Genomic DNA, 14,661 nt, shown 5'->3' with positions numbered 1-14,661 from the left:
GTCGACAAGAGCGACAGATACATGACAAACAGGACATGGAAACGGGGCGGGGTGCCGGCTCGTCACCGGCACCCCGCCCCGGGCAACGTATCAACGCGCCTCGGACTCGCTCCACACCCTCGACCGCAACGGCAGCCCCGACAGGCCCGATTCCGGTGTCTTCACCGCGAGGAACTGGTTCACGCCGATCCGGTTGCGCTCGAAGGACACCGCGGACGCCGCCATGTAGAGCCGCCAGATCCTCGCCCGGCCGGGCGAGGTCAGCCGGACCGCCCGGTCCCAGTCCCGCTCCAGGTTCGCCACCCAGCGGCGCAGCGTCAGCGCGTAGTGCTCGCGGATCGCCTCCACGTCCCGCACCTCGAAGCCCGCGTCCTCGAGGGTCGTCAGGGTCCGGCCCATCGGGGCGAGTTCGCCGTCGGGGAACACGTACGCGTCGATGAAGGGATCCACCTCGTAGGCCGCCTCGTCGGGCTCGGGGCGGCGCGAGATCTGGTGGTTGAGCAGCCGCCCGCCCGGCTTCAGGAGCCGGTGGAGGGTGTCGGCGTACTCCCGGTAGCGCACCTCGCCGACGTGCTCGGCCATGCCGATGGACGAGATCGCGTCGTACGGCCCGTCCGCCACGTCACGGTAGTCCTGCACCCGGATCTCGATCCGGTCGGTGAGGCCCTCCTCCGCGATCCGCTTGCGGGCGTAGGCGGCCTGCTCGCGCGAGAGGGTGATGCCGACGACCCGGGCCCCGTACTCCCGGGCGGCGTGGATGGCCATGGAGCCCCAGCCGCAGCCGACGTCGAGCAGCCGGTCGTCCTCCTTGAGGTTCAGCTTGCGGGCGATCAGGTCCAGCTTGTCCCGCTGGGCGTCCTCCAGCGTCCCGCCGTCCGTCCAGTACGCGCACGAGTAGACCATCGAGGGGCCGAGGACCAGCTCGTAGAACGCGTTGCCCACGTCGTAGTGGTGGCTGATCGCCTGCTTGTCGCGCCGCCTGCTGTGCCGGATGCCGCTGCGGCCGCGCATCTCCTCCACGGGCGGCTTCGGCGGCGGGAGCGGCCCGGCCAGCTTCAGCAGGGCCTTGGCCGCCGCGCGGACCTGGGGGTCGCGGACGGTCTCCAGCCTGCCGCGCGGCTCCTCGCTCCGCTCCCACAGGAACCCGGCGAGCCGGTCCAGGACCTCGTACAGATCCCCCTCGACGTCGATCTCACCGGCGACCCAGGCCCGGGCAAGGCCCAGTTCCCCCGGCTTCCACAGCACCCGGCGCAGGGCGCGGCGATCGCGGACGATCAGTACGGGGCCGTCGGCGGGGCCGGCTTCGCTGCCGTCCCAGGCACGCAGCCGCACCGGGAGTCTGACTCCCAGGACGTCCTCGGCCAGGGCGGTCAACCGCGACGCGGCGTCGGCCATGGTGCAACACCTCCGTGATCTCGTGCCCCAGAAATGCTCGTCACCAGGAGAACACCGTCCGTAGGCGAACCCATCCCATGCGTGCGTAAACACCGGGAAAAACACGCGAAGGGCCGTCCGCACCACGGATGGCGGACGGCCCTTTTACGGCCTTGCGTGTACTGCTGGTCCTGCGGGTCCTGCTGGGTACTGCCGGTACTTCCGGGTACGACGGGTGGTACGGGTGTTACGAGGCCTTGGCCTTCTCCTGCGCCGGGGCGGCCGGCTGCGGAGCGGGCTTGGCCGCCTCGTAGAACTCCTCGCGCGGCGACTCGATGGCACCGAGGGAGACGACCTCGCGCTTGAGGAACATCGCCAGGGTCCAGTCGGCGAAGACGCGGATCTTGCGGTTCCAGGTCGGCATCGCCATGCCGTGGTAGCCACGGTGCATGTACCAGGCGAGACGGCCCTTGAGCTTGATCTTCATCTTGCCCATGACGATCATCGCGACGCCCTTGTGGAGGCCGAGACCGGCGACCGCGCCCTTGTTGGAGTGCGCGTACTCCTTCTGCGGGAAGCCGCGCATGCCGGCCACGACGTTGTCGCCGAGGACCTTGGCCTGACGCAGGGCGTGCTGGGCGTTCGGCGGGCACCAGGCGCGCTCGGCCGGGACGCCGGCCTTGATCGCGGCCAGGTCCGGGACCTGGGCGTTGTCGCCCGCGGCCCACACGTAGTCGAGGCCGTTGACCTGGAGCTTCTCGTTGCAGTCCACGTGGCCGCGGGGGCCGAGCGGCAGACCGAAGCGGGAGAGCGCCGGGTTCGGCTTCACACCGGCGGTCCACACGATCGTGTTGGAGTCGACCTCGAGGCCGTTCTTCAGCACGACGTGGCCGTCCACGCAGGAGTCCATCGAGGTCTGGAGGTAGATCTCGATGCCGCGGCTCTCGAGGTGCTCCTTGCCGTACTGGCCGAGCTTCGGGCCGACCTCGGGAAGGATCTTGTCGGCGGCGTCGACCAGGATGAAGCGCATGTCCTCGCGCTTCACGTTCTGGTAGTACTTCGCCGCGTCACGGGCCATGTCCTCGACCTCGCCGATGGTCTCCGCGCCGGCGAAGCCGCCGCCCACGAAGACGAAGGTCAGTGCCTTGCGGCGGACCTCCTCGTCGGTCGTCGAGTCGGCCTTGTCGAGCTGCTCGAGGACGTGGTTGCGCAGGCCGATGGCCTCCTCGATGCCCTTCATGCCGATGCCCTGCTCGGCGAGGCCGGGGATCGGGAAGGTGCGGGAGACGGCACCCATCGCGATGACCAGGTAGTCGAACGGCAGCTCGTACGCCTCGCCGACGAGCGGCGCGATCGTGGCGACCTTGCGGTCCTGGTCGATGGTGGTGACCCGGCCGGTGAGCACCTCCGCTCCGCGCACGACGCGTCGCAGCGGGACGACGACGTGGCGCGGCGAGATGCTGCCGGCGGCGGCTTCGGGGAGGAAGGGCTGGTAGGTCATGTACGACCGCGGGTCGACGACCGTGACGGTCGCCTCCGCGTAGCGCATCTTCTTGAGGATGCGCCGAGCTGCGTACAGGCCTACGTACCCGCCGCCTACTACGAGGATCCTGGGACGCTCCGTGGTGCTCATGCCATCGAGTATCCACCCCTCCAAGGGGGGGTGCTCGTGCGCCCCTTCACAAGCTTCGGGGAGACCTCTGCTACACTCCGCCGCCCACGTGACCCATGTCATGGTCCAGCAAAGGAACCAGGGTGTATGGGCGAACGTTGTTCACCCCTTGTGAACTGGCCTGGAGAGCCTTCCTTAACGCTGAACCGAGGGACGCGTTCACACGATGGAAACATCGAGCGAAGAGGCCTCCTCGCCTGCGAAAGGGCCCTGAGGAGCCCGCTGGAGGGCCAAATGACCTTCCCGGGGCACCATCAGGGCCCATTTCCTTGTGAAGAACTTCACGAACGTTTTCCGACGGGGTGTCGCCGGGGGGTTCGGGAGGCCCTCATAGCCGTCCGCTATGCGACGGATAGGGCGATCCCATCGAGGATGTCGTGCTCGCTGACGACCACCTCGGCGGCCCCGGTCCGCTCCATGATCTCCTCAAGGACCAGCGCGCCGGCGATGATCACGTCGACCCGGCCGGGGTGCATCACCGGGATCGCGGCCCGCTCGTCGTGGGTGGAGGCGCGCAGGCGCGCCACCACCTCGTCGACCTGGGCGCGGGAGATCCGCGCGTGGTGGATCTCCTCGGAGTCGTAGGCGGGCAGTCCGAGCGCGATGGCGGCGACGGTGGTGACCGAGCCGGCCAGGCCGACCAGGGTGTCGGCCTCGCCGATCGGCACGGTCTCGGCGGCCAGGTCCAGGGCGGCCCGCACGTCGGCGCGGATCGCGGCGATCTCCTCGGCGGTCGGCGGGTCGTGCCGCACATGCCGCTCGGTCAGCCGCACGCAGCCGATGTCGACCGAACGCGCGGCCTCCACGTGCCGGTTGCCGACCACGAACTCGGTGGAGCCGCCGCCGATGTCGACGACCAGGCGCCGGTCGTCGCCGTGCAGCTCGCCGGTGGCGCCGGTGAAGGAGAACTCCGCCTCCTGGTCGCCGGTGATGACCTCGGGCTCGACGCCCAGGATCTCCACGACCCCGTTCACGAAGTCGGCCCGGTTCTCGGCGTCGCGGGAGGCGGAGGTGGCGACGAAGCGCACCTTCTCGGCGCCGAGCTCCTCGATGACCTCCGCGTAGGCGCGGCAGGCGGCGAAGGTCCGCTCCAGCGCCTCGGGCGCCAGCCGTCCGGTCCGGTCGACGCCCTGGCCGAGCCGGACGATCGTCATCCGGCGGTCCAGCTCGATCAGTTCGCCCGTCTCCGGGTGGACGTCGGCGACGAGCAGGCGGATGGAGTTCGTACCGCAGTCGATTCCGGCGACCCGGGTCATTCCGAGGACTTCCCTTCGGCGGTCTCGTCGGCGCACGGCGTGACGCAGGGGCCCTTCGCCCACCACTCCGGCAGCATGGCGATCGCCTCGTCGCCCAGCGGGTTCACGCCCGGGCCGGCCGCCAGCGAGTGGCCGACGAGCACGTGCAGGCACTTGACCCGGTCCGGCATGCCGCCGGCGCTCGGGAAGCCCTCCAGGACCTCGATGGCGTCCCGGCGGGCGATGTAGTCCTCGTGCGCGGCCCGGTAGGCGGCGGCGAGCTCCGGGTCGGTGCCGAGCCGGGCCTGCATCTCCTTCATGACCCCGTTGGCCTCCAGGGTGCCGATGGCGGAGGCGGCGCGGGGGCAGGTGAGGTAGTACGTGGTCGGGAACGGCGTGCCGTCGGGCAGCCGGGGCGCGGTCTCGACGACGTCCGGGTTGCCGCACGGGCAGCGGTGCGCGATGGCGCGCAGGCCGCGCGGCGGCCGGCCGAGCTGCTCCTGGAACGCGGCGACGTCCGCGTCGGTGGGCTCGGTGCGTTCGGTCTGCGGAGGGGGCGTTTCCATGTCTGCCTTGCTCGTCGGTCGGTGCGGGCGTCCGGCGGGTGCCGTCACGGTTTCTCGTCAGGGGCGGTCGGCGCGGTCCACGCCGTCCCACAGGTTGTCGTACCACGGACGGTCCGTCGCGCCCTGCTCGGTGCGGGGCCGGGGCTCCGCGTCGGGGTCGTTCACGGTGAAGCCGGTCTCGCCGGGCATCACGTAGTGCAGGTGCTCGCGGGCCAGCCGGCGCACATAGGCCGGGTCCTGGAGGCGGGCCTTCTCGTCCCGCAGCTCCTCGACCCGCTCCGCCGCCTCGGCGGCCTTGCGCTCCTGCTCGGCGATCTCGCCCTGCTGCGAGACGTACTGCCGCATCGGGTAGGCGAGCGCCACCACGAGGGAGCAGACCACCAGCGCCAGGAAGGCGGCGCGGCCGGTGAGCCGGGAGCGGCGGGCCTGGCGGCGGGTCTGGGAGCGGTAGACACGGGCGGCGGTCTGCTCGCCGAGCAGCCTGATCCGGGTCGCGGTCGAGAACCGGTCCCGGTCCTTCACGGCCATGTCCTGCGCCTCCCCGTGTCACGCGTCTCGCCTTGTTCACACGTACGTCCCCGCACACGGTACGGGACCGAGTGCGGGGACGTACGGATGCTGCCTCACGGGCCGGTGTCAGCCCCCGGGCCTCAGCCCTTGAAGCGCGGGAAGGCGCTGCGGCCGGCGTAGACCGCGGCGTCGTCGAGGATCTCCTCGATGCGCAGGAGCTGGTTGTACTTGGCGACGCGCTCGGAGCGGGCCGGGGCGCCGGTCTTGATCTGGCCGCAGTTGGTGGCGACGGCCAGGTCGGCGATGGTGACGTCCTCGGTCTCGCCGGAGCGGTGGGACATCATGCACTTGAAGCCGTTGCGCTGGGCGAGCTCGACGGCGTCCAGGGTCTCGGTCAGCGAGCCGATCTGGTTGACCTTGACCAGGAGGGCGTTCGCGGAGCCCTCCTCGATGCCGCGGGCGAGGCGCTCCGGGTTGGTGACGAACAGGTCGTCGCCGACGAGCTGCACCTTGGTGCCGAGCTTGTCGGTGATGGCCTTCCAGCCGGCCCAGTCGTCCTCGAACAGCGGGTCCTCGATGGAGACCAGCGGGTACGCGGCGACGAGCTCCTCGTAGTACTCGGTCATCTCGGCGGCCGAGCGGGACTTGCCCTCGAACTCGTACGAGCCGTCCTTGTAGAACTCGGAGGCGGCGACGTCGAGCGCGAGCGCGATGTCCTTGCCGGGCACGTAGCCGGCCTGCTTGATGGCCTCGAGGATGAGGTCGAGGGCCTCGCGGTTGGAGCCGAGGTTCGGGGCGAAGCCGCCCTCGTCGCCGAGGCCGGTGGACAGGCCCTTGGTCTTCAGGACGGACTTGAGGGTGTGGTAGACCTCGGTGCCCCAGCGCAGGGCCTCGGAGAAGGACTCCGCGCCGATCGGCGCGATCATGAACTCCTGGATGTCCACGTTGGAGTCGGCGTGCGAGCCGCCGTTCAGGATGTTCATCATCGGAACGGGCAGCAGGTGCGCGTTCGGGCCGCCGAGGTAGCGGAAGAGCGGCAGGTCGGACGCCTCGGAGGCGGCGTGCGCGACGGCGAGGGAGACGCCGAGGATGGCGTTGGCGCCGAGCGAGGACTTGTCCGGGGTGGCGTCCAGGTCGAACATCGCCTGGTCGATCAGGCGCTGCTCGGTGGCGTCGTAACCGACCAGCTCGGGGCCGATCTGCTCGATGACGGCGAGAACGGCCTTCTCCACGCCCTTGCCCTGGTAACGGTTGGGGTCACCGTCGCGGAGCTCGAGGGCCTCGAACGCACCGGTGGAGGCACCGGACGGAACGGCAGCACGGCCGGTGCTGCCGTCGTCGAGGCCGACCTCGACCTCGACCGTGGGGTTGCCTCGGGAGTCCAGGATTTCCCGGGCTACGACGACGTCGATGGACGGCACGAGCATCTCCTTCTGGGATGTGACGCTGGGTGTGACGCATGCGGCAAGGTCTCGTTCGCCTTGCGACAAGAGCCTAACCGCCCGGGGGCCTCCGACCGGCCGGGCGCCCGCCCCCTGGGACGAAAAAGGACCCAAGGGCATGCATCAAGGGACGAAAGACCCTTACCTACTCACCAGTAGGAGGCGGAACGGGGAAACCCCGGCCCGGAGCGCACGGGGGAAGGGCGCTCCGGGCCGGGGTGGTCACCGCGGGGAGGGGAGGCGTGCCGGGCTCACTTCAGGTGAAGCTGCTGGCCCGGGTAGATCAGGTCGGCGTCCTGGACGATGTCCTTGTTGAGCTCGAAGAGCTTCTCCCAGCCGCCCTTGACGCCGTGCGCCTGGGCGATCTTGCTCAGCGTGTCACCGGCGACGACCTTGTACTCGCCGTCACCCTTCTTGACCTTCTTGCCGGTCGGGGTGGTGACGGTCTGCTTCGACTCGCTCTTCTTGGCCGTGCCCTTGGGCGCGGTCTTCGGAGCGGTGCGCTGCTCGCTGCGGGTGGTCGGCTGCTCGGCCTTCCGCTCCGGCTGCGCCTGCTCGGCGGAGCCGCCGTTGTAGGCGGCGCCGGAGAGGCCCACGCCGCAGCTCGGCCACGCGCCCTTGCCCTGGCCCGCGAGGACCTTCTCGGCGATGGCGATCTGCTGGGACTTGGAGGCCTGGTCGGCGGTTGAGGCGTAGGCGGTGCCGCCGTACGCGGCCCAGGTGGAGGCCGAGAACTGCAGGCCGCCGTAGTAGCCGTTGCCGGTGTTGATGGACCAGTTGCCGCCGGACTCGCACTGGGCGACGGCGTCCCACTCGGAGGCGGTGGCGGCCGAGGCGGAGGTGGCACCCATCAGCGGGGCCGCGACGGCGACACCGGCGGCACCGGCGAGCGCGATGGCGCGGGTGGCCTTGGAGGAACGACGGTGTTTGCCCTTGCCGGAAAGCAGCATGGAATTCTCCCTCACCGACGCCTGCGAGGTGAGCTGTCGGGTTCGGGCTGTGAGCTGCCCGGCCGCGTGACCAGCACGCGGCTTCACCCCAAGCCGGCTGTCGGCAGCCCTTTTCGGGCGGCCGGGGCCGGCACTTACCTTGGGTCCCCCGCTCCTGCCTTCGGCGCTTGCGCGACGACTGTTCCCGTCGACCGGCGGCAGGATTCGGCGTTCCGGTCGGAGGGGCCCGCGGTGGCGAGCGGTCACGACCGTAGACACACACCCGGGGGAAGTTCAAAACCCATCAACCCGGAAAAATCGCCCCTACTTGCACTCCGTCAGACGGTGTTTGTGCAGGTGAGGGGCGACGCGAGCAAAGTTTGCGGACGTGACACGCCCGTTCGACAAGAGAGACCCATGTCTCACTCGCACAGAACGGACATTAGCCCCTGAACTACCCCCCGATCGGGGGCGATTCGGGCAGCAACTCCAGGCTCTGACCAGGGAGGATGAGATCCGGGTCGGACCCGACCGTCGCCTTGTTGGCGTCGTAGAGGGCGCTCCAGCCGCCAAGGAGGCCGTTCTCTCGCGCAATGCCCGACAGACTGTCACCCGGCTTGACGGTGTATTCATCCGCCTTGTCCGACTCGTCACGGGTCGCGCCGTCCTTCGCACCGTCAGCCGGGGCGGCGTGACGCCCGGATTCGGCGCCGGTGTCCGTCATGCCCGGTTCTTCTGGCGCGGCGTCACCCCGGTGCTTGCCGGTGCCGGGGGCGGTCGCGTCCGGCGTGCCGGGCGTACCGGGCGTAACGGAGGTGTCCGGCGTTACGGGCGTACCGGGCGTCACGGAGGTGCCGGGGGCCGGGGAGGAGCCGGGGGTCGCGGGCGCGGTCGGGGATCCGGTCGAGGGACCCGTCGAGGGCGCGGCGGGGGAGGTCGGGGCGGTGGGGGTGGTGGCCGTCGCCGAGGGGTCGACGGCCCCGGCGCCGGTCTCGGTCCCGGTGCCGGCGGTGCCGCCGGGCAGACCGTCGGTGCGGTTGGACTCCGGGACGGGCCCCGTGGGCTTCTTGGGCACGACGCCCGGGCCGGGGACGACGCCCGGCGCCTTGCCGTCGTTCGTCAGGCCGGCGATCGGGGCGCAGGTGGCCCACTGGGTGTCGCCGGCGGCGAGCGCCTTCTCGGCGATCGCGATCTGCTGCGCACGGCTCGCGAGGTCGGCGCTCGACGCGTAGGCCAGGCCGCCGTGCCGCTCCCAGCTCTCCTGGGTGAACTGCAGCCCGCCGTAGAGCCCGTTGCCGAAGTTGGCGCTCCAGGCCCCGCCCGACTCGCATTCGGCGACCCGGTCCCAGGTCGCCGCGTCGGCGGCGGAGGCGGAACCGGCGGCCAGCAATGGCAGAGCCATGGCCGATCCGGTCACACCCGCGGCGACGACAAGGGCGGGGGCCTGGCGGGGTCTGCGGTGACGTCCGTTCCCGGAGCGCATACGGAGTGCCTTTCGCGTGACTGCTGAGACTGCGGGTGAACGTAGCGGCATTCGAACGGAAGTCACAAGCCGATGCAGCGCGGATCACGCGAAGATCACAGTTCTGACGCGTCGTCAGTTACGGGGCGCTCGTGGCCTCCGGGGAGAATTCCACCGGAAGGGTACGAAGGCCCCGCATGATGAGGCCGCCGCGCCAGCGCAGTTCCTCCGGCGCGACGCCAAGTCGCAGGTCCGGCAGGCGGGTCAGCAGCGTCGCGAGCGCCGTCTGTCCCTCCAGGCGGGCCAGCGGCGCCCCCAGGCAGTAGTGGATGCCGTGCCCGTACCCGAGGTGCTGGTTGTCGCGCCGCGCGAGGTCGAGCGTGTCCGGCCCGTCGAACCGCGCCGGGTCCCGGTCCGCCGCCGCAAGCACCACGAGCACCGGGTCGCCGGCCGGGATCTCCTGCCCGCCGATGCGCAGCGGCTCGGTGGCGAACCGCCAGGTCGCCAGCTCCACCGGCCCGTCGTACCGCAGCAGCTCCTCCACCCCGGTCTCCAGCAGCCCGGTCTCGCCTGCCGCGAGCGAGGCCTGGAGGCGCTCGCGCTGTTCGGGATGGCGCAGCAGGGTGTGGACGCCGTTGCCGATGAGGTTGACGGTGGTCTCGAACCCGGCGAAGAGGAGGATGAAGGCCATCGCCGCGGCCTCGTTCTCGGTGAGGTGCTCACCGTGGTCGGAGGCCTTGATGAGCCCGGAGATGAGGTCGTCGCCCGGGTCGAGGCGCTTGCGGTGGATGAGCTCGGCGAGATAGCCCCGCATCTTCTTGACCGACCGTGCCACCCCGCCGCGCGGGCCCCCGCCGTGCCGGATCATCATCCCGGCCCAGTCCCGGAAGTCGTCCTGGTCCTCGCGCGGCACCCCGAGCAGGTCGCAGATCGCGTAGATCGGCAGGGGGAACGCGAACTCGTGGATGAGGTCCGCGCTCCCCCGCGCGGCGAAGCCGTCGATGAGCCGGTCCGTCAGCTCCTGCACCCGCGGCGCGAACTCCGCCACCCGCCGCGGCGTGAACGCCTTCGACACCAGCCGCCGCAGCCGGGTGTGGTCCGGCGGGTCGATGTTGAGCAGATGCGTCATCAGCTCGGCCTTGCGCTCCCCCGGGATCCCCGTCTTCCCCTTGGCGTGCGCCGGCTCGTCGTGATGCGCCGGATTCTTCGAAAGACGCTGGTCCGCCAGCGCCTGCCGCGCGTCCCCGTACCGCGTCACCAGCCAGGCCTCCACCCCGCTGGGCAGGGTGGCCCGGTGCACGGGCGCGTGCTCGCGCAGCCAGGCGTACGCGGGGTAGGGATCGGTGGCGAACTCCCAGGTGAAGAGCTCGGGGGCGGGGGACGTGCTCATGCACCGACCGTACAAGGACCGGCCGCCGCGCGGCTCGGCGGCCGGTGCTGTCAGTGGCGGCCGCTAGCGTCGGTTCCCGAGATCGCGAAACCCGGGGGAAGGGATCCTCATATGCCCATGGACGAGGTCGACACCAAGGCCGTCTCCAAGGTCGTCTCCGCCGACGGCACCGCCCTCGCCTACGAGCGGCGGGGCTCCGGCCCCGCCGTCCTGCTCGTCGGCGGCGCCTTCATGACCCGCGGCGACTCCGCCGGGCTCGCCGCGCTGCTCGCCGAGCGCTTCACCGTCATCACCTACGACCGCCGGGGCCGCGGCGACAGCGGTGACACCGCGCCCTACGACGTCCGGCGCGAGGTCGAGGACATCGACGCGCTCCTCCAGGGCCCGGCGGGCGGTTCGGCCATGGTCTTCGGGATGTCGTCCGGCGCCGTCCTCGCCCTGGAGGCCACCGCCCGCGGCAGCGCCGTGACGCGCCTCGCGCTGTACGAGCCGCCGTTCGTCACCGACGACTCCCGCCCGCCGCTGCCCGCCGACTACGTCGCCCGGCTGGACGAGCTCGTCGGCCGCGAGGCGTACGGGGACGCCGTCGCCCACTTCCTGACGGCCGCCGTCGGCCTGCCCGAGGAGGTCGTCGCCGGCATGCGGCAGGCCCCGTTCTGGGCCGGCATGGAGGCCGTCGCCCCCACCCTCCCCTACGACGGCCGCGTCATGGGCGACACCATGTCCGGCCGCCCCCTGCCCGTCGAGCGCTGGGCCTCCGTCACCGTGCCCGTCCTCGTCGGCAGCGGCGACGCCGGCGCGCCCCACATGCTGACCGGCGCCCGGGAGCTGGCCGCCTCGGCCGACACCTTCACCCTGCGGGTCTTCCCGGGCGAGGAGCACGCGATCGCCCCCGAGGTCCTCGCCCCGGCCCTGATCGACTTCTTCGGCGGTGCGGTGTCCTGACGAAGTACCGCTGTCCGGGCGTCACGTGACGCTCCGTGGCTTAGATTCACGGCGTGGATCCCCAGTTGCTCAGAAGCACCTTCGCGGTCGTCGAGAGACGGGCGGAGCACGCCGTCACGTTCTTCTACTCCCATCTCTTCTGGCACAACCCGGGTGTCCGCGAGCTCTTCCCCGAGGACATGGCGCCCCAGCGCGACCGGCTGTTCGCCGCGCTCACCCAGGTGGTGACCCGCCTGGAGGACCCGGCGCTCGCCGGCTACCTGGGGCAGCTGGGTCGGGACCACCGCAGGTTCCTGGCCACGCCCGCGCTCTACAGCGCGGTCGGGGCCAGCCTGCTCGCCGCGTTCGCGCACACGGCGGGGGCCGCCTGGACGATCGAGGCGGAGAAGGCGTGGACCGAGGCGTACGGGCTGGTCGCCGACCTGATGCAGGCGGGCGCCGAGGAGTCGGCGGCGGCCGGACAGCCCGCCTGGTGGGACGCCGACGTCGTACGGCACGAACGGTACGGCGACGACCTGACCCTGCTGACCCTGCGGCCCCGGCAGCCCTACCCGTACCTGCCCGGCCAGTACGCGAGCGTCAGCACGCTCCACCTCCCCCGGGTCTGGCGCACCTACTCGCTGGCCAACGCGCCCCGCCCCGACGGCACCCTCGACCTGCACGTCAGCCGGGTCGAGGGCGGGCTGATGAGCACCGCGCTGACCTCGGCGCTGCGCGTGGGCGAGACCCTGCGGCTCAGCTCCCCCGGCGGCGCGCTGACCGCCCGTACCCCGCCCGGCAAACCCCGCACCTACATCGCGGCCGGCACCGGCTGGGCACCGGTCCGCGCCCTCCTCGAAGAGGCGGCGGCGGACGAGCCGCGACTGGAGGGACGGCTCTTCGTCGTCGCCCGCGCCAAGGAGTATCTGTACGGGCGGGCCGACGCCGAGCGGCTGCGCGCCCTCATACCCGGGCTGCACGTCACCTACATCACCGCCGCGCCCTGCCGCCCCCGCGACCAGGCCACCGAGCGGCTGGTCCAGGCGCTGCGGGCCACCCTCAACTGGCCGGCCCACGACGTCTACCTCGCGGGCCCGCCCGCCTTCCTCACCGAGGTCGCCGAGGAACTGGAGGAGCTCGGCACCGACCCGACCCGCGTCTTCCACGACCGCCTCCCGGCCGTCGGCCGCTTCAGCCGGCGCCCCGCCAGCCGCGCCGAGTGGCTGATCGAGCCGCCCCCACTCCACTGGCACGACCCGGCGGCCCGCGCCCCGCGCGAGCCGTACGCCTGACGGCCGGAGGCCGGAGGCCGGGAGGCCGGGGGCCGGAGGCCAGGGGGCCCGGCAGGGGGAGACGGCCGGGGCGGGTGAGGCCCGGCGGCCGACGGCCCGGCAGGGGGAGACGGCCAGGGGCCGGTGAGGACCGGGGCCGTCAGTTCCGATCGGCCGGGGCCACGCCCTCCGCCGCGCGGATCGCGTCGCGGTAGAGCCGGCCCGCCGCCCGCAGTGCCGCCTCCGGGTCGACCCCGGCGGCCTCCGCCCGTACGGCGAGGGCGAGGAGCTCGTAACCGATGCCGTCCCCGGCGGGCGGCGGCACGTCGAGGCCGGCGGTCCGCACCCGGTTCGCGAGCTTGGCCGCGAGCGCGAGGCCCGGCTGGCCGAGCGGGACTCCGTCGGTCACCGACTCCCGCTGCTTCTCGACGGCCTTGGTCCGCCGCCAGTGCTCCTTGACCTCCTCCGGCGTCTCGGCGGTCGCGTCGCCGAAGACGTGCGGGTGCCGGTGGATCAGCTTCTCCACGATCGTCCCGGCCACGTCGTCGACCGAGAACGGCTCCTCGGCGTCCTCCTCCGCGATCCGCGCGTGGAAGACGACCTGGAGCAGGACGTCCCCCAGCTCCTCGCGCAGCGCCTCCCGGTCGCCGTCCTCGATGGCCTCGACGAGCTCGTACGCCTCCTCGATGCCGTACTTGGCGAGCCCCTCGTGGGTCTGCCGGGAGGACCAGGGGCACACGCGCCGGATCCGGTCCATGACCTGGACGAGATCGAGCAGACGGGCTCCGGGCAGGTCGTACGAGCCGGGCAGCAGCTCCAGGTCGGGCATGGCGACCCGGCCGGAACCGGCCATCCGCGCGAGCCCGTCGGTCAGCGCCGCATCGCCCTCGCCCGACGGCAGCACGACGACCGTCCGGCCGCCGGCGCACGCCTCGACGAGCTCCTCGGCGGAGGGCCGGAGCAGCTCCACGGCGACGCCCGCCTCCCGCAGATACGGCAGCTGCGGGTGGCCGGCGTCCGGGCACAGCACCCGGTCGGCGCCGTGCAGCGCCTGCCAGGCGGGCCAGGACAACAGCCCGGGCGCCACCCGGTGGCTGGCGGTGAGCAGGACGATGCGGCCGGTCTCGACGGGGGCTTCAGCGTTCACCCCTCGACCTTACGTCGGGCTCAGGCGACGACCTCGGGGGCCTTGCTGATCTGCCGTACCCACGGCGCCGTGTACGCGGCGAGCTGGATCTTGTCGTCGTCCCAGGTGCCGTAGCGCGGGTTCACATCGATCCGCAGCGCCTTGGAGGCCCGGCTGAACGCGTCCGTCAGCTTCTTCTGGCCCTCGGGGCTGTCGGTGACGCCCAGCTTCGCCGCGATCTTGTTCATGAGCACCGCCCGGCGGGCGACGTCGTCGATCTCGTCCGGCGCCACGCCCTGCTGCTGCAGCAGCACGGCCCTCATCTGCTCCTCGCCGCCGCTCTGGCGGGCGAAGTCGCCGCGGGTCCGCTGGATCTCACCGCGGCTCGCGGTGACCCCGTTGTCCTTCGCGACCTTCTCGACCACCCGGTCGAAGATCATGCCGTGCAGCTTCTGCCGGCTGAGGTCCCCGGTCTCCTTGAGCAGCTGCGCCCCCTGCGGCGAGGCCTTCTGGGCCGCCCGGACGTCCTTGACCTGGTCCTGGAGGCTGGAGACCTCGATCCGCTGCCCGCCGACGACGGCCGCCGCGCCCGGGTGGGCGTCACTGCCGCAGGCGGTGAGCAGCGGGGCCGCGGCGAGGAGCGCGGCGGCGGAGACGGAGAGCGCAGTGCGGCGGTGCAAAGGAGCCTCCCGGCGTGGGTCGTGCGTCAGTGGAACGACCGTGCGGTGATCGATGTTAGGCAGTCGCCGTGGCGCGGGCC

13 protein-coding genes and 1 riboswitch are annotated in these 14,661 nt (G+C 71.9%); of the genes, 2 read left to right on the top strand and 11 right to left on the bottom strand.

All coding sequences use genetic code 11. The features are described from left to right. Positions 1 to 90: 90 nt before the first annotated feature. From ACFY7C_RS34135 to ACFY7C_RS34095, 9 genes are all read right to left on the bottom strand, one after another. Positions 91 to 1,395: a class I SAM-dependent methyltransferase gene (locus ACFY7C_RS34135; protein ID WP_389658587.1), complete on the bottom strand. Its 1,305-nt coding sequence runs from the start codon at positions 1,393 to 1,395 to the stop codon at positions 91 to 93. Between the two features lie 226 nt (positions 1,396 to 1,621). After that, on the bottom strand, positions 1,622 to 3,007 hold the full coding sequence (locus ACFY7C_RS34130) for an NAD(P)/FAD-dependent oxidoreductase (protein ID WP_389658584.1): 1,386 nt from the start codon (positions 3,005 to 3,007) through the stop codon (positions 1,622 to 1,624). 380 nt (positions 3,008 to 3,387) lie between these two features. Further along, positions 3,388 to 4,302 carry an exopolyphosphatase gene (locus tag ACFY7C_RS34125; protein ID WP_389658581.1) on the bottom strand — a complete coding sequence of 305 codons (915 nt, stop codon included), beginning with the start codon at positions 4,300 to 4,302 and terminating at the stop codon, positions 3,388 to 3,390. Then, entirely contained in the window at positions 4,299 to 4,847 is a 549-nt protein-coding gene (locus ACFY7C_RS34120) for a DUF501 domain-containing protein (protein ID WP_389658578.1), read from the bottom strand. The genes ACFY7C_RS34125 and ACFY7C_RS34120 overlap by 4 nt, the downstream gene beginning before the upstream one ends. A gap of 57 nt (positions 4,848 to 4,904) precedes the next feature. After that, positions 4,905 to 5,375 carry a septum formation initiator family protein gene (locus ACFY7C_RS34115; protein WP_356694344.1) on the bottom strand — a complete coding sequence of 157 codons (471 nt, stop codon included), beginning with the start codon at positions 5,373 to 5,375 and terminating at the stop codon, positions 4,905 to 4,907. A 122-nt stretch (positions 5,376 to 5,497) separates the two neighbouring features. Further along, a complete protein-coding gene (gene eno / locus ACFY7C_RS34110) occupies positions 5,498 to 6,778 on the bottom strand; it encodes a phosphopyruvate hydratase (RefSeq protein WP_389658575.1) in 1,281 nt (426 codons plus the stop codon). Positions 6,779 to 7,050: 272 nt separating this feature from the next. Then, complete coding sequence (locus ACFY7C_RS34105; protein ID WP_389658572.1) at positions 7,051 to 7,749, bottom strand: transglycosylase family protein; 699 nt, start codon at positions 7,747 to 7,749, stop codon at positions 7,051 to 7,053. A gap of 3 nt (positions 7,750 to 7,752) precedes the next feature. Then, a riboswitch (cyclic di-AMP (ydaO/yuaA leader) is annotated at positions 7,753 to 7,925 on the bottom strand. A gap of 257 nt (positions 7,926 to 8,182) precedes the next feature. Further along, positions 8,183 to 9,130, bottom strand: coding sequence for a transglycosylase family protein (locus ACFY7C_RS34100; RefSeq protein ID WP_389658569.1), 948 nt, complete (start codon positions 9,128 to 9,130; stop codon positions 8,183 to 8,185). Positions 9,131 to 9,329: 199 nt separating this feature from the next. Next, on the bottom strand, positions 9,330 to 10,580 hold the full coding sequence (locus ACFY7C_RS34095; RefSeq protein WP_389658566.1) for a cytochrome P450: 1,251 nt from the start codon (positions 10,578 to 10,580) through the stop codon (positions 9,330 to 9,332). Positions 10,581 to 10,691: 111 nt separating this feature from the next. On the opposite strand from ACFY7C_RS34095, the gene ACFY7C_RS34090 reads away from it, so the two are divergent. Next, entirely contained in the window at positions 10,692 to 11,525 is an 834-nt protein-coding gene (locus ACFY7C_RS34090; RefSeq protein ID WP_389658563.1) for an alpha/beta fold hydrolase, read from the top strand. Between the two features lie 53 nt (positions 11,526 to 11,578). After that, entirely contained in the window at positions 11,579 to 12,796 is a 1,218-nt protein-coding gene (locus tag ACFY7C_RS34085) for a globin domain-containing protein (protein ID WP_389658560.1), read from the top strand. 139 nt (positions 12,797 to 12,935) lie between these two features. Here ACFY7C_RS34085 and ACFY7C_RS34080 read toward each other — a convergent pair whose 3' ends face one another. Together ACFY7C_RS34080 and ACFY7C_RS34075 are read right to left on the bottom strand one after the other, a co-directional pair. After that, positions 12,936 to 13,922, bottom strand: a complete 987-nt coding sequence (locus ACFY7C_RS34080) for a nucleoside triphosphate pyrophosphohydrolase (protein ID WP_389658557.1) — start codon at positions 13,920 to 13,922, stop codon at positions 12,936 to 12,938. 20 nt (positions 13,923 to 13,942) lie between these two features. Continuing rightward, positions 13,943 to 14,581 (bottom strand): SurA N-terminal domain-containing protein, encoded by a 639-nt coding sequence (locus ACFY7C_RS34075; protein ID WP_389658554.1) that lies wholly within the window; start codon positions 14,579 to 14,581, stop codon positions 13,943 to 13,945. Between the last annotated feature and the right edge of the window lie 80 nt (positions 14,582 to 14,661).

Source organism: Streptomyces sp. NPDC012769, assembly GCF_042901205.1.
Lineage (GTDB): Bacteria > Actinomycetota > Actinomycetes > Streptomycetales > Streptomycetaceae > Streptomyces.
The sequence above is the reverse complement of the archived record's forward strand: the minus strand, read 5'-3'. Positions and strand labels throughout refer to the sequence as shown.

What these genes read in the sequence shown, in the direction of transcription:
- ACFY7C_RS34095 (WP_389658566.1), bottom strand. Translation starts at nt 10,580, where the DNA reads ATGAGCACGTCCCCCGCCCCCGAGCTCTTCACCTGGGAGTTCGCCACC.
- ACFY7C_RS34130 (WP_389658584.1), bottom strand. Translation starts at nt 3,007, where the DNA reads ATGAGCACCACGGAGCGTCCCAGGATCCTCGTAGTAGGCGGCGGGTAC.
- ACFY7C_RS34135 (WP_389658587.1), bottom strand. Translation starts at nt 1,395, where the DNA reads ATGGCCGACGCCGCGTCGCGGTTGACCGCCCTGGCCGAGGACGTCCTG.
- ACFY7C_RS34105 (WP_389658572.1), bottom strand. Translation starts at nt 7,749, where the DNA reads ATGCTGCTTTCCGGCAAGGGCAAACACCGTCGTTCCTCCAAGGCCACC.
- ACFY7C_RS34090 (WP_389658563.1), top strand. Translation starts at nt 10,692, where the DNA reads ATGCCCATGGACGAGGTCGACACCAAGGCCGTCTCCAAGGTCGTCTCC.
- ACFY7C_RS34100 (WP_389658569.1), bottom strand. Translation starts at nt 9,130, where the DNA reads ATGGCTCTGCCATTGCTGGCCGCCGGTTCCGCCTCCGCCGCCGACGCG.
- ACFY7C_RS34125 (WP_389658581.1), bottom strand. Translation starts at nt 4,302, where the DNA reads ATGACCCGGGTCGCCGGAATCGACTGCGGTACGAACTCCATCCGCCTG.
- ACFY7C_RS34120 (WP_389658578.1), bottom strand. Translation starts at nt 4,847, where the DNA reads ATGGAAACGCCCCCTCCGCAGACCGAACGCACCGAGCCCACCGACGCG.
- ACFY7C_RS34115 (WP_356694344.1), bottom strand. Translation starts at nt 5,375, where the DNA reads ATGGCCGTGAAGGACCGGGACCGGTTCTCGACCGCGACCCGGATCAGG.